The 13,146-nt window shown below is 59.6% G+C and carries 10 protein-coding genes; 5 read left to right on the forward strand and 5 right to left on the reverse strand.

Annotation, left to right across the window (positions count from 1 at the left end; genetic code table 11):
• Nucleotides 1–6: 6 nt before the first annotated feature.
• The 5 genes from AC07VO_RS24980 to AC07VO_RS25000 form a co-directional block, all read right to left on the reverse strand.
• The gene (locus AC07VO_RS24980; RefSeq protein WP_225609293.1) at nt 7–849 is read right to left on the reverse strand and encodes a cyclase family protein; all 843 of its coding nucleotides are present in this window, start codon (nt 847–849) and stop codon (nt 7–9) included.
• Nucleotides 850–1,539: 690 nt separating this feature from the next.
• Nucleotides 1,540–2,610, reverse strand: a complete 1,071-nt coding sequence (locus AC07VO_RS24985; RefSeq protein WP_086944961.1) for a lipocalin-like domain-containing protein — start codon at nt 2,608–2,610, stop codon at nt 1,540–1,542.
• Complete coding sequence (locus AC07VO_RS24990) at nt 2,600–5,071, reverse strand: ABC transporter permease (protein ID WP_495007678.1); 2,472 nt, start codon at nt 5,069–5,071, stop codon at nt 2,600–2,602. The genes AC07VO_RS24985 and AC07VO_RS24990 overlap by 11 nt, the downstream gene beginning before the upstream one ends.
• A 1-nt stretch (nt 5,072) precedes the next feature.
• Nucleotides 5,073–5,741, reverse strand: coding sequence for an ABC transporter ATP-binding protein (locus tag AC07VO_RS24995; protein WP_018925581.1), 669 nt, complete (start codon nt 5,739–5,741; stop codon nt 5,073–5,075).
• 111 nt (nt 5,742–5,852) lie between these two features.
• Nucleotides 5,853–7,550, reverse strand: a complete 1,698-nt coding sequence (locus tag AC07VO_RS25000; RefSeq protein WP_018925580.1) for a sulfatase-like hydrolase/transferase — start codon at nt 7,548–7,550, stop codon at nt 5,853–5,855.
• 468 nt (nt 7,551–8,018) lie between these two features.
• Between AC07VO_RS25000 and AC07VO_RS25005 the strand changes: the two genes are divergently transcribed.
• Genes AC07VO_RS25005 through AC07VO_RS25025 form a run of 5 tightly spaced genes read left to right on the forward strand, consistent with a single transcriptional unit; the run spans nt 8,019 to nt 13,130 of the window.
• Nucleotides 8,019–9,062, forward strand: coding sequence for an NAD-dependent epimerase (locus AC07VO_RS25005; protein ID WP_086944962.1), 1,044 nt, complete (start codon nt 8,019–8,021; stop codon nt 9,060–9,062).
• A gap of 11 nt (nt 9,063–9,073) precedes the next feature.
• Nucleotides 9,074–9,820 carry a sugar transferase gene (locus tag AC07VO_RS25010; protein ID WP_018925578.1) on the forward strand — a complete coding sequence of 249 codons (747 nt, stop codon included), beginning with the start codon at nt 9,074–9,076 and terminating at the stop codon, nt 9,818–9,820.
• Nucleotides 9,821–10,465 (forward strand): CpsD/CapB family tyrosine-protein kinase, encoded by a 645-nt coding sequence (locus tag AC07VO_RS25015; RefSeq protein WP_064618731.1) that lies wholly within the window; start codon nt 9,821–9,823, stop codon nt 10,463–10,465.
• 23 nt (nt 10,466–10,488) lie between these two features.
• A complete protein-coding gene (locus AC07VO_RS25020; protein WP_086944963.1) occupies nt 10,489–11,517 on the forward strand; it encodes a polysaccharide biosynthesis/export family protein in 1,029 nt (342 codons plus the stop codon).
• 17 nt (nt 11,518–11,534) lie between these two features.
• Complete coding sequence (locus AC07VO_RS25025; RefSeq protein WP_018925575.1) at nt 11,535–13,130, forward strand: GumC family protein; 1,596 nt, start codon at nt 11,535–11,537, stop codon at nt 13,128–13,130.
• Nucleotides 13,131–13,146: the final 16 nt, after the last annotated feature.

Consider the following 13,146-nt stretch of genomic DNA (forward strand, 5'->3'; position numbering starts at 1 on the left):
ATGGGCTCAGGGTACAAACGCCATTACGGAAACAGGAGAACCCGACCCCTCTTTGAGTCGAAGCACGCCAATGACCAGTGTCGTGCCTTTCGCAGGTAGCTGATCGAGATTAGTCAGGCACTCCAGGACAATGCCATCTTTGGCCAGAATCTGGCTGTTGGTGGCATAAACCGTATCCTGACCTGGATCAGCGCCATGTGTATCGATACCGACACCAGCGATTTGGCGTTCTTCAAGCAGAAACTGGGTCGTAGCAGCGCCCACACCGGGAAAGTGTGGGCCTTTCGCGTCTTCATTGATAAAGCGCTTGGGATCGTTCCACAAGGCTTGCCATCCCGTATAAAACAGCACAACAGAGCCTTGGGCGATGCGCCCATTAGCCTGTTCCCATTTTTCGATGTCCTGGACGCCAATCACATAATCCGGGTTATCCCGAGCCTGGGTTCGTATATCAATCACAACGGCCGGGCGCACCAGGGACTCTGGTTTATAGGCATCAATCCCGATGGCATTGGGGTGAAAACTATTGGGCGCGTTCATATGGGTAGCGCTGTGCTCGCCGATGCTGAAACGCCGCAGGTAATAACCGTCTTTTTCCTGTGAAGCCACCACGTCGAATGTCACTGGAGGGTCGTTAGGCCACAGTGGAATCGTCGTGCTAATGACATGGCTGAGGTCAATGACCTTTCGAAACTGAATACTCTGCATTCCTTTGACTTCCTTATCCTCTGCGAAACTTTTAGCGACGCCGACCGACAGCAAAGCGGCCAGTACGCCGATGGATACCCGTTTAAAACAGCTCTTGTTTTGCTTTGATCTCGCCATAACGATTGGCTCCCCTTTGATCATTAAGGACTCCTACCCTCGAGCCCAGCTGTGGCTCCAGCCATTCTCTACTCCCTGTTCGTTGATCCTGAAGAGGTTTGTGTATTGGAGAGTATCAATATTGATCGTTTCAATGCATCACCGTAACCGTCCAGGCGCCCCACTATGCATCGACTCGCGGCACTTTACGCGGGTTGGCCATCCCGTTGCAGGACGGTTGCGATTTGATGGATGTGGTCGGACAGCGCTTGCGGAAGCAGCTTTAGATCTTCCAATAAAAATGGGCGACCCCAAGGTCGCCCATTTTTATATCCGAAACTTTTAAACAGCACCTCCCAAAGAAGGTGTTCGCCCAGTGTAATGGCCTTGGCAATCCATGCACCGGTAAAGAGCCCTGACACCGGGCGAACGGGAAGGATTTTAATAGAATTTGGCAGATATGTCCTCGTATACAAACATGAAATTTATGCACGTAATATTTCGTAAGGCCCCGCTTACACAACGTCTACAAACTTCTTAAAATCACCAGTTCGACCATTAAAATTGATTGTTCTTATACAGCTATCCGCACAAGAACAATCAATACGTACAAGTAATGATCAGCTTGGGTGCCGGCTGGTCACTTTCAGCACATCGTTACAGGTCAGCACAACGCTCTGCCCTGCTTTCAGATCTTTCAATTTCACCAAATAGTGTCGCGCCGAGAACTCCAACTCAATACCCGGTCATCTCCAGATACCCCTGCCCCCCATGACTGCCGCTCAGCCGCACCGGCCCTTCCCAATAAGGAATGCGCAAGTCCATCCAGGCCTTGGGGTTGAGGGCATCGATGGTGATTTCGAGGTGCTTGCCCGGGATGTTGATCGACCAGCGCACAGGCATCGAACGCCCGGCAACCTTGGCGGTGTCTTGTGGTGTGAGTTGGATGTCGTCGGCGTGCAGCAGCTGTGCCTGCCCTTGAGCGTCGATCCAGGTGCCGGTGAGGTATGGCGCGCCGTCCTTTTGCCGCATGCGGTAGAGCATCACCTGCGCGCCGCTGTCCAGGTGCAGGGAGAACCAGTCCCAACCGGTCTGGTTGGCGGTCAGCGGTTGGCTGCTCCACTCGCGGTCGAGCCAGGCCGGACCGCTGACGGTGTAGGTTTTGCCGTCGATTTCGAGGGTGCCGCTGGCCTGGAAAAACGGTTGGCTGTAGTAGTACGACGCCTGGCCTTGTTCGGATTTCTGGCTGAAGCCTTTGTCTCCTTGAAGTACCAGTGGCCGGGTTGAGGTCAGTCGAAGCTGGTAGCTGAACACCTTGTCGCGGGCACTGAGTTGCAGGTCTGCCAGCGGGTTTGCGTCGGTGGCCTGACTGCTGAAACGCCAGTCATCGATCCATGCGTTGAACGGCTTAAGGATCACTCCGGCCTGGCCGACGCCACCTCGGGCGTAGCGTTCGGCGGCATGGTGTGCGGTGGCGGATGTCACGGCCGCATGACCCAGCCAGATAGTCTGATTGGCCCAGCCAGGTTGCTCGGGCGTCGCTTTCAAGGCGCTGCGAAACAGCGTCCATTGCGCACCGAACTCGCGCCCCTGATCGTCCTTGAGGTTGGCGGTGACGTACCACCATTCGATGCGAAAGCCATCGTGGGCGCCGTGGTCCGCCGGGAAACTGAATTCTCGCCCGGGCACCACCGGGGTAAATGCGGAGGCCTGATGGCCGAGGCCGGCGAAGCCTTTTTCCGGCGCAGGCGTGTTGTCGCAGCCGCTCAGCAACGCCAGCAGCAACACGCAGATCTTAATCTTCATGAGCAAACGTCCGCAGCAGATCCGCCGGTTGCGTGCGATACAGCGAGTACAACGGCCACGCCGACGCGAGCAACGTGGCGAGCAAGGCCAGGCCCATCAACTGCAACAGTTGCAGTGGAAACACCCGTAGCGGCAAGCGCCAGCCGAAGGCCTGCACGTTGATCACCGTGTCCAGGCACCACGCCAATGCGATGCCCAACGGCAATGCCAGCACCAATGTCAGCACCGCGAGCAACCAGGTCTGCCCGAGGTTGAGCAGCATCAACTGTCGCCGCGTCACGCCCAGCGCCCACAACGGCGCGAGTTGTCCGAGGCGACTCTGGCTCTGGGTCAGCAGGCTGATGAACAGCGCCACGCCCGCGACGCAAAGCGTCAGGCTGTTGAGTGCGGCGGTGGCGGCGAAGGTACGCTCGAACACTTGTGTGGACCAACCCTTGAGCCGGGCCTGATCGACGATGCGGCTGTCGTCCAGGGCGAAGCGCGCTTGCAGCGCGGCCAGGAACGCGGGAATCGACGCGGGCTCGATGCGCAGGTTGAAACGGCTGGGTGTCAGCTGCGGCCAGCCGCGCAGCAGGTGATTGATGTTGACCAGCAGATGGCCCTTGGGATTGCCGTAGTCGGCGTAGATCCCGACGATCCGTGGCGACCATGGACCGTTGGGCGTGGCAATGGTCATGTGATCACCCAGGCGCACCTTCAACCGCCGGGCCAGTTGTTCGCTGAGCATCAGCGCGTCGTCCTTGGCCAGTCGTTCCCAGGGGTCGTCGCCCAAGGCTTCCAGCAACGGCCAGTGCTGGCGATAGGTCGGGTGATCGATCACGCCGAAGACATCCGCCGGCCAGCCCTGTAACTGAATCGACACTTGCCAGTTGGGTAGCACCGCGCTGACTTGGGGTTGTTGTTTGAGCCATGTGTAAAGCTCTCGGGCCTGGGCCGGATTTTGCGGATTGACATACAACTCGGCGGTCAGGCGTTGTTCGAGCCAGTTGTTGAAGGTCTGGCGGAAACCGGCGGTCATGCTGCCGGCGCCGATGTTCGCCGCCAGCGCCAATAACAGCGCCATCAAGGCCAGGCTCAGGGCCGGCAACTGCTGACGGCAATCGGCGACAAACCATTGGCCGAGCACCGAGCGACTGCGCCGCAGCACCCGGTTGAACACGCTGTTCAACACCACCGGCAAGGCCAGTGCGGCGCCGATCAACAACGCGGCCATCAGCACGAAACCACTGCTCAGGCTGTCGCCGAACATCAACGCCAATACCGCGATCAGCGCAGCCATCGCCGCGACCCAGCCCTGGCGCCGCAACCAGCGCGCGTGGGCCTGATGCCAGGCTTGCGGATCGGCCAGCGCCAGCAACGGCAAACGCGCCGCTCGCAGCAAACTGTTGGCACCGGCCAGCAACGCGCCGAGCAGGCTCAGACCGATGCCGCTGAACCACCACAGCGGGCTGAGGCTCAAATGTCCCGGCACTTCGGCGCCGTACAAGCCGCGCAAACTGGCGGCGACGTCCGGCAACAGCACGCCGGCCAGCAAGTAGCCGCTGACCACGCCAGCGACACCACCGATCAACGCCAGACCACCCAGCTCGACGGCGAGGCCGGCAATCAACATTCGCGCACTGACGCCACAGGCGCGCAGGGTTCTGAGCAAGCCTCGACGTTGCTCCAGCGCCAGACCGATCGCCGCGTGGACGATGAACAGGCCAACCACGAACGACAGAAAGCCCAAGGCATCGAGGTTCAGATGGAAGCTCTCGGTCAGGCGTGCAAGATTGTTTTCTTCGCCGCTGCTGATGAGCTGGAGTTGGCCCTTGAACTGATCAGGCAGGGTCGCGGTGAAATCCTTGGGCAGCAACAGACGTGACAGTTGATCGGGCAATTGCAGAATTTGCTGGGCGAAGCCGATGTCCACCAGCAACACACCGGGGGCCATGTCGGGTTGGGCACGCAGTGGCGGCAAGGCGATGCCGCTCTCGGCCGTCGGTGTTTCACCTTCGTGCAAGCCCAACGCCTGCAAGGTCTGCGGCGAAATCCAGGTGCTGCCCGGCACCGTGAAGAACTCGACGACCTGCTCGATCGGCAACGACCGGCCGGCCACTGCGGAACCGGCCGGCAGCGACACCGGTTCAATGCCCATCAACTGCAAGCGCTGGTCTTCATGGCCCTTGAGCGTCACCCGGCCTCGCAACACGGGCGATACCGGCCAACCTGCGCGACGCAGGTCGATAAACAATTGCTGAGGGAACACCCCGCCGCCGGGTGCGCTCAGGCTGGCTTGAGGTTCGCCACCGATCAACTGACTGGCCCGTGCGTAGCTTTCCCGTGCCTGACTGTTCAGCGCTTGCACGCCGGTCAGCAGGCTGGTGGCGAGCCAGAGCCCGGTCAGCACACTGAAAAATTGCACCGGATGTTGCCGCCAATGGCTGAGCAGCGCCCGCAATGTCTCGCGAAAAACCCGCACTTCAGCGCTCGTCCGCGCCAGCCAGACGGCCATTGTGCAGCACCACTTTTTCCGCCAGCCGCGCGGCGACCCTGGGGCTGTGGGTGACCATCAACAACGTCGTCGGGCTGTCGTCGAGCAACTCCAGCAGCAACTTCAACACCTCATCGCTGGTGGCTTCATCGAGGCTGCCGGTGGGTTCGTCGGCCAGCAGCAGTTTCGGTTGCGAGGCCAACGCCCTGCCAAGCGCAACTCGTTGCTGTTGCCCGCCAGACAGTTGTTCCGGATAGCGCTGCAACAGATCCACCAACCCAAGACGCTGCACCAGATGCGCTTGCCAGCGCGGGTCGTGGCGCCCGGCCAGACGCGCCTGAAACGCCAGATTGTCCTCGACCCGCAAACTGCCGATCAGGTTGAACTGCTGAAACACCAGGCCGATTTCGGTGCGCCGCCAGTGGGCCAATTGGCCTTCGTTCATCTGTTCCAGCCGATGCTCGCCACTGCGAATGCTGCCGCGATCGACCTTGTCCAGGCCGGCGATCAGGTGCAGCAAGGTACTTTTGCCACTGCCCGACTCGCCCATCAACGCCAGGCTGCTGCCGGGTTTCAACGTGAGGTCGACGCCTTGTAATACCGGCAATGGGCCTTGGGGGGTGGCGTAGCTTTTGAAGACGCCCTGGACCGAAAGCATGAGAGGAGGCTCGTTGAAGGCAGTTGGCCTAGGATAGCGGACGGCAGCAAGACCGCGTTATCGTTTATCGCGAGCCTGCTCGCGATAAGGCCAGGCCATTTCATCAAAATCTCACTGCCCCACCGCCACACTCGGCACCACCGGCCCCGGCGTCACAATGCTCTTCAGATCGATGTACTTCCACGCAGGCACAGCACCGAGCCGCGCATTGAAGCGATAGTTGAAAGTGAAGTCATCCGCCGTCGACACGCTCAACGGTTTGCCATACACCGCCTCGATCCCCGCCAGGTCATAGCCCATCAACTGCAACAACGTCGGGAAGATGTTGTAGTGACTGGAGCGGTCCTTGTTGGCCGGCAACTGCGCCTGCCAGTCCATCGTCTTCAAATCGCTGCCCGAGATCACCACCAACGGCACCAACCCCTCTTCCTCCACCGGGTCACTGCCACAGTGGGTGTTGAGCCCCGGGTTACCGCGCTCATGCAGATCCTGCCCGTGGTCCGAGGTGTAGATCATCAGCGCATTACGCATATCCGCCTGGGCGAAAACCCGTGAGAAGAACTCGCCGACATTCCACAGCACCGTGTTTTTGTAGGCATTGCGGTACAACACCCAATCGTTCGGCTGCCCATTGAAACCCTCGCGCGTGCCCGTGTCCGCCACCTCGACAAACTGCCCCCGAGGCAAGGTCGGGCGATACGCCATAAACGCGTCCGGGTATTTGTCGTGTACCGGGAAATGCGCGCCGACCTTGTTGATCACCACCAGCTCCGGTATGCCGTCGTTGAGCAGATCGATCAGCTTGGCCGCCGCAGCCATGTCTCGCTCACGCACGCTGGTCTGGTCGAATTGCACGAACTCGTCGATGTCCTGTTTCTCGGCATTGCTCATCAGATTCTGCAAGTTGCCGCCCGTGCGCTGGGCATCGATGTAAACCGTGCGCAGCCCGGCTTTTTTCGCGTACTGCCAGATCGACGGCAGTGTGGTGTTGATCCGCATGTAATCGCCACGGGTGCCGCCATAGCGCAACGTGACGTTGGTGTCGGCGCTGCAATTGGCGATGGACGCGGCGTAGCCGTAATTGAAGATGTCCACGCCCGGGTGTGCTTCCTTGAGGTTGCTGTGCACACCGAATGGCGTGTTGATGTCCAGGTAATTACCGGAAATGCTCTCGTCGATGATCAGTACGATGTCGTAACCCACCGGCCGATCGATGCGCGCCAGGCTCACCGGCTCGCGCGGGCCGACGGTGTTGTGCAACGCTTCATAGGTAAACAGATTCAGATAGGCCAACGGCGTGTACATGATCGGCAAGCCACGGGCGCCCTCGCCGGCCCGCACGAACAGCACGACACTGAGCAGCAGCACGCCGAGCACCGGTGCCGCCGCCAACAACGCCCCCGGCAACGGCAACCGTCGACGCGGCTTGAGCCCGATACCCAACAGCAGCAACAAGCCACTGACCGTCGCACTGATGATCGCATCGCGGTACTGGTAAGCCGCTTCCTGAATGAACCCACCGGAATACACCAGCGACACAAAGCTGCTGTAGGTCAGGTAACTGGCGGTCACGTGCGTATACACGTCAAAGAAAATCGCCGAGCCAAACAGCGCCAACGCAAACAAATGACGGACCAGTGTCTGACGAATATAGGCGGTCATGAACAGCGCGATCGTCAGCACAACGAACATCCCGCCATACAGCAACATCGGCAAACCGATGCCCAATGCCTCGAGACGATCGAGGTAATAGTCGTAGCTTTTGAGTAAATACAGAACCAGCAACAGTTCCTTGAAGTATCGGATCATGGTGGATGCAGTACCTCCATGGCTGCCATTGGCAAATGGAAACCAATGATTATCAGCCATTTTCTGACACTAGCACCGAGCCATGAAAGCGCAAGAAATGCCGGTTTTTTGCCAAAAGCGTCAAAAAAACATTAACTCAAATCTGACGCTTCAAAACGCCTGTAACCCTTGTAATACAGGCCTTTCGACCGTTTATCGTTTTCTTGAAACCCCTCAAAACCGCGACAAATCCAGCAACGGCAAGCACTTGATACCAAATAGCCCATGAAATCAGGGTTTCCAGCCCGCGCTACCCGTCATTTTGCTGACACGCTTTCCCAAGGCTGGGCTATACCCCTTTTGACAGTCTCATTTCAGTTACATCCACCGTCTTACGAGGCACGCCAATATGGACGTGAACGTATTGGGTACGTGTTGCGTCGGCCTCATCCAAGCTGCGGCATTGGCAGCTCCAGAGGCGCCACGATCATGAAGATACTCGTCACTGGAGCCGCCGGCTTCATTGGTGCCCATTGTGTGTTGCGGCTTTTGAGCGACGGGCATCAGGTGTGCGGGCTGGACAACTTCAATGACTACTACGACCCGCAACTCAAACATGACCGCGTGGATTGGGTACGCGAGCAGGTCGGCGATTTCCCCCTCGCGAAAGTCGACCTGGCCGATGCCGAGGCCCTCGACGCACTGTTTGAGTGTGAACAACCGCAAGTGGTGATTCACCTCGCGGCGCAGGCCGGGGTGCGTTACTCCCTGGAAAATCCTCGGGCCTACCTCGACAGCAATCTGAGCGGGTTCCTCAACATTCTCGAAAGCTGCCGTCACCACCCGGTCAGGCACTTGATCTATGCCTCGTCCAGTTCGGTGTACGGCGCCAACCAGCACACGCCATATTCAGTCAAAGACAACGTCGACCATCCGTTGTCGCTGTACGCCGCGACCAAAAAAGCCAACGAGTCGATGGCCCACAGCTACAGCCATCTGTTCGGCATTCCCTGCACCGGTTTGCGTTTTTTCACCGTGTACGGCCCCTGGGGCCGGCCCGACATGTCGCCGATCCAGTTCGCCCGGGCGATTGCCGAAGGGCAGCCGTTGAAGCTGTTCAACTACGGCCAGCACCAGCGGGATTTCACCTACATCGACGACATCATCGAGAGCATCGCCCGCCTGGTCGAGCGCGCGCCGCAGCCGGCACCGGACTGGAGCCGCGAGCAACCGGACCCGGCCAGCAGCATGGCGCCATGGTGCATTTACAACATTGGCGGACAGCAGCCGGTAGCGCTCAAGGACTACCTGGCACTGCTGGAAAAGCACCTGGGGCAAAAGGCCCTCGTCGAGTTGCTGCCCCTGCAACCGGGCGACGTGCTCAACACCTGCGCCGATGCCAGCGATCTGGCACTGGCCACCGGTTTCCAGCCACGGATAGAGCTGGATGAAGGACTCGGACGATTCATCGCCTGGTTCCGTGACTACTACCCACTGCGTAGCGCCCACTCGCCATTCATGGCCGGGCTTTAGCGGAGGACTCTATGACTGGACATGAAAAAGGCATGTTGCTCGATCACATGCAGCATGATAACCGCCTGGATCCCGAGCACCGGATGCGCCTCGACAAGGCGATCCACGTGCAGGGTCACGGCTGGGTGACCGGCCGCAACGGCGGTCGGCCCTGGACCCTGTCGCGCACCAATCGGGTGCTCGCCTGCCTCGGTGCACTGGTGATCTTGCTGTTGATTTCCCCGGTACTGCTGGGGCTGGCACTGGCGATCAAGTTCAGCAGCCCGGGGCCGGTGATGTTCGTGCAACAACGCACCGGCTACCGCGGCCGCATGTTCGGCATGTACAAGTTCCGCACCATGGTGGCCAACGCCGAGGAGCTCAAGGAGTCCCTGCGGCATCTGAACAAGCACGGCGCCGACGCCATCGACTTCAAGATCGACAACGACCCGCGGATTACCCCCATCGGCAGCTTCCTGCGGCGCAGCAGCCTCGATGAATTACCCAACCTGATCAATGTGGTGAGCGGCGACATGCGCCTGGTAGGTCCACGACCCACCTCGTTCAATGCCCGTCGTTACAAGGACAGCCACCTTGCACGCCTGAGCATCTACCCCGGCATGACCGGTCTGTGGCAGATCTCCGGGCGCAGCAATATCGACTTCGACCAGCGCGTTGAGTTGGACCTCACGTACATCGCCGAGCAGAGCCTGTTGCTTGATCTGAAGATTCTGTTGAAAACCCCCTTCATCGTGTTCAACGGCCACGGAGCGAGTTAAATGGACGGTTCATCGAATAACAGCCTGACCATCGCCAGCCCGAGCGAGTCCAACCTGACCTCGACCGTGCTCGACCTGGATCTGCGGATCCTTTTTCTGACCGCTGCCAACGCAGGCACGGGCACCACCACCAGTGCCCTGGCGCTGGCCACCCAATTGGCGTCAATGAGCAGCGGCCAAGTGCTGCTGGTGGACGCCAGCCAGTCGGCGAGCAACCTCACGCATCAGCTGGGGTTGAGCAAAGAGCGCGGCTTTCGCGATCTGCTGTTCAACGACTCCCCGCCGCTGCTGCAGGACTGCCTGGTGACCGTCTCCAGCCTGCCCTTCCACATCCTGCCGAACGGGCGGCACATCCGCGGCACCGAGCACCTGACCCGCGAACAACTGAGCCCGTTGCTCGAGCAACTGGGCGATCGGTATCGCTTCGTGGTGATCGACGGCGATGCGGTGTATGAGGCCGTCGACACCCTGGTCATCAGCACTTTGGTGGACGGCGTGATCATGGTGGTGCGCGCGGAAGACACCCGCTGGGAAGTGGCCCAGGCCGCGGCCCAGCGCCTGACCCAGGCCGGCGCGAAACTGGTGGGCAGCGTCTTCAACCGGCGCAAGTACTACATGCCCAAATGGCTCTACAAAAACCTGTAAGCACCCACCTGAAGGATGAAGTCATGAATGCCAAAGTGCTTGTCCTGCTGTTGCTACCGCTTGCAGGTTGCTCCAGCACCAGTGAAACCCAGAACATGCCGGTGCAGATCCTCACGGCCGAGCCGGCCAACGCCCAGGCCACCGATATGCCCAAGGTCGAACAGACCTTGCGGCCCAAGGACGTGCTGGACGTGATCTTCCACGTCAGCACCAGTGGCTCGGAGGCTTACCGCATTCAGTCCGGCGACCAGGTCGCGCTGAACTTCACTGCGGCCAGCCAGCTCAACGGCACGCAACTGGTGCTGCCCGATGGCACCATCGAACTGCCGGGGGCCAACACCTCAGTGAAAATCGCCGGGATGACCTCGGTCCAGGCCCGGGAGGAAATCCAGCGCGCCTATAACCGCAAATCCCTGTTCCAGCCCAATCGCAACCAGTTGACCGTGCAGGTCACCAGCCCGCTGAGCAACGAGCAAAACCTCAAGAGCGCCTTGAACCACCCCGCTACCGGCATGAGCCGGGAGATCACCGTGGGCAACGACGGCTATGCGAGTTTTCCGGAAATCGGCTCCGTGCCGCTGCAAGGCATGACCGTCAACCAGCTCGAAACGTTCCTCAATCAACGCTACGCGCAATTGCCGGGACGGATGACAGTCGACGTCATGCTCAAATCCACGTCGGGCAACGAAATCTATGTGCTGGGTGAAGTCGGGCAGCCGGGCTCCTACCCGATTCGCCGCCCGGTCTCGGTGCTCGAAGCGTTGACCCTGGCCCGTGGCACCAGCATCAAGGCCCGGCTCGATTCGGTGGTGATCATGCGCCGCAACGGCAACCAGGTGCAGGCTGTGCACTACGACGTGGAGAAAGCCTTGTCCGGTGACGCGTCGCAGATTGCTTACCTGCAACCGGACGACATGCTCTATGTGCCCAAGACCAAACTGGCCAGCGCCGGTGAGCTCGCACGGCAGCTGGCGGACGTGGTGCTGTTTCAGGGGGTGGGCTTCAGTTTCGCCTACCGCGTCGACAACAAAGGCAGCAACCGCAGCAACTAACTCTCAGGTGACCCATCATGAATCCAAAGGAAAACTACCTGCATGAGTTCTTCAGGATCTTCTTCGCCAACAAGCGGTTGGTGAAGCGAATCTTCCTGATCTTTGCAGTGATCGCCCTGCTCCTGCCACTGGTGCTCAAACAGAGCTTCGATATCACCGCGCAGGTGCTCGTGCAGTCCAAAAAACTCTCTCAGGGCGACGCCACCACATCCCTGACCCAAGGCGATGCCTCTTTCATTCCGCCATCACTGGCGGATATGGAAACCGAGAGCAATATCCTGCGCTCGCCGGCCCTGATCCGTCAGACCATCAGTGACCTTCAGGCCAAAGGCGAATACACGCCCAACCCCGGGGCCTTCAACAAACTGGTGACCGTACCGATCCAGCGTTTCGTGACCAACCCCTTGCGTGAATACGTGATCAACCCGGTGCGCGGCGCGCTCGGGCTTGCAATCGATCCGGTGCGGGACACCTCCCTGGATACCTTCACCCAGGAGGCCATCGATAACCTGAAGATCGACACCCTGCCCGGCTCCAACGTGATTTCCATTATCTACAGCTCAAGCGATCCGGCCCAAGGCACCCGGTTTGTCGCAACGATGTTGCAAAACTACCTGGCCAGCCGTCAGGAACTGCAATCGATCGATCTGCCACAGAGCTTCTACGAAACCAAGAAGAAGCAGTATCAGGTGCGGCTCGATGGCCTGGAAGGCACTCGACTGGCGTTGCTCGAAAAGATCGGTGCGTCCGATCCGAAGGAAGAAATCACCTTCCGCCTCAACGCCATCAACACCGAGGAAGAGAACCTGAACCAGTATCAGGATCGCTTGCTGCAAAGCCAGCGCTGGCTCGACTACCTGAAAACCGCGCTGGCGGCGGCCAACAATACCTCTCGGCTCAACGACTACACCTTCCCCTTCACCTTCACCACCACGGTGGACAACATTGCCTTCGAAGACCGGGAGATCCGGCAGATCGGTGAGCAACTGACGACTCAAGTCAGTCGCTACATGAATGACCTGGCGGTGTTCCAGCCGGGCAGCGAACCGATGCTGCTGGCCCGTGAGCAAATTACCCGCACCCGTCAGCAGTTCCTGAAAATCGTCAGCAACCGGATTCAGGAACGCACCAGCGACCTGGCGATTGTCACCTCGGTGATCAACCAGAAAACCGCGCGCATCGCCGAGTTCAAGAACCGTATCCACCAGTTGCAAGTGGCGCAGAGCAAGTTGCAGCAGATGGATACCGAGATCAATGCCTTGCACGCGGCGTTCTCCACCTACGCCCAGCGCTTTGCCGAAAGCAGCACCGCCCGCGCGCTGGACAGCGATTTGTCCAACGCCCGGGTGCTCAGCCCGCCGTTCGAACCGTCCGAGGTGGCGTTTCCCAAACCGCTGCTGATCATTCCGTTCGGCATGCTGACCGGTCTGCTGCTGGCGATTGCCTTCGTCTACGTGCGTGAGTTCTTCGATCACAGCTTCAAACATCCAGCGCAAATCACCCATGAACTGGGCTTGCCGGTGCTGTTGGTGATCAACGATCAGGACGTCCTGCCGAACAACCCGCACAAGAACTGGACCGTGCCTAGCTTCATGTATTGGGTGCGCCATTGAACGGGCCGCTCAACGC

Source organism: Pseudomonas sp. GW821-FHT03E01, assembly GCF_059420765.1.